Source organism: Nonomuraea antimicrobica, from assembly GCF_039536965.1.
Taxonomy (GTDB): Bacteria; Actinomycetota; Actinomycetes; order Streptosporangiales; family Streptosporangiaceae; genus Nonomuraea; species Nonomuraea antimicrobica.
Genome location: NZ_BAAAZP010000286.1, coordinates 1 through 1,293 on the forward strand (window position 1 = coordinate 1; position 1,293 = coordinate 1,293).

Sequence of the window (1,293 nt, forward strand, 5' to 3'; positions counted from 1 at the left end):
GAAGATCCCATGACCAGCCAGGCGCCCACCCCAGAAACGTCGGCACAGCGCGTCAGCCACGGCGACACGATGGACGCCTTCGCCGGGTACGCGGCCGCGATGGAACAGGACGACGCGAGGATCATCGGCTACCTGGTCTTGTATTCGGTCTTCGAGTCCGAGGTGACCCGCAACGACCTGCACAAGTGGTTCTTAGCGCTCGGGCTGGACGACGCGTACCTGCCGCCCCCGATCCGCGAGCATGACGCGTTCGAGCGGGTCACCGGTACGGCCGGCGTGCGGGCCACGTACCGGCTCGACGAGGCCTCGGCCCGGCGCCGAGTGCCCGGGCAGAAGACGCCGGACGTGAAGGTCACCGAGGCCACGCTGATGATCCGCCACGTGTCCCGCGACAACCTGAAGGTCGTGCGGCACATGGTCCGGGAAGTGCGCGACGAAAGCCGGAACCGCCTGGAGTACGCACCCCGGATGGCGGAGGTCGTGTTCTGGCGTGACCCGCTGGGCACCGGCGAGCCAGGCCGGGGCGTCCTGCAGGTGACCCCGGACGAGGCCGAGATCGGCAAGTTGTCGCCAGCTGAGCAGGAGCGGGTGCGGGAGACCCTAACCAAGGTGGAAGCGACGTACGAGCGGTACTGCCGCTACTACAGCTCCGACCGGCTGCGCACGGTCGTTCGCTCCTACGTCGAAGGGTTGAACTCCGTCATGGTCCGCAGCGGCGGGGGTGTGTATTTCGTGCACAAGATGCACGCCGACCGGCTGGTGAGTCTGCGGGGTCTGGTGAAGCACTTCGGCGAGGGCAGCCAACTGGCGCGCGTCCCGCTCCCCGACCAGGAGGAGATGCGCGAGATGGTCGTCGCTGCGCTCACCACGCAGGCGCGCGAGGACCTGGAGAAGCTCGCCCTCGACATCAACAAGGCCCAGGCCGGCGGCGCGTCCGAGGCGCAGGTTCAGACCCTGTACCGGCGGTTCCGCGCTCTGCAGGACTCCGCGGCCGAGCACGCCGAGCTGCTGTCCACCAGCCTCGACGACACCCAAGCAGCTCTGCAGCTCGTCAACGCCCAGGTCGTCACCCTGCTGTCCAACGCTGGGTGACCTGGCCAACGCCGGGTGGCAGGGCGCCGCCCTGCCACCCGGCACAGATTGACACCCGTGACCTGGATGATCAGCTCGCGTCCGTAACCGACACCGAGGGAGCATGCAATGACAACCGAACCCGCTGCAGCACCGCCCGCCGACCTCATCGACATCGTCAAGAACGCCGGTCCGTACGGCAGCCTGTGGACGTCGTCCGCC

General features: G+C 68.2%; 1 protein-coding gene. It reads left to right on the forward strand.

Going from position 1 to position 1,293, the window contains the following annotated elements; genetic code table 11:
• On the forward strand, positions 1 to 1,092 hold a 1,092-nt coding region (locus ABD844_RS52705; protein WP_344897832.1), incomplete at its 5' end, for a DUF6744 family protein.
• Between the last annotated feature and the right edge of the window lie 201 nt (positions 1,093 to 1,293).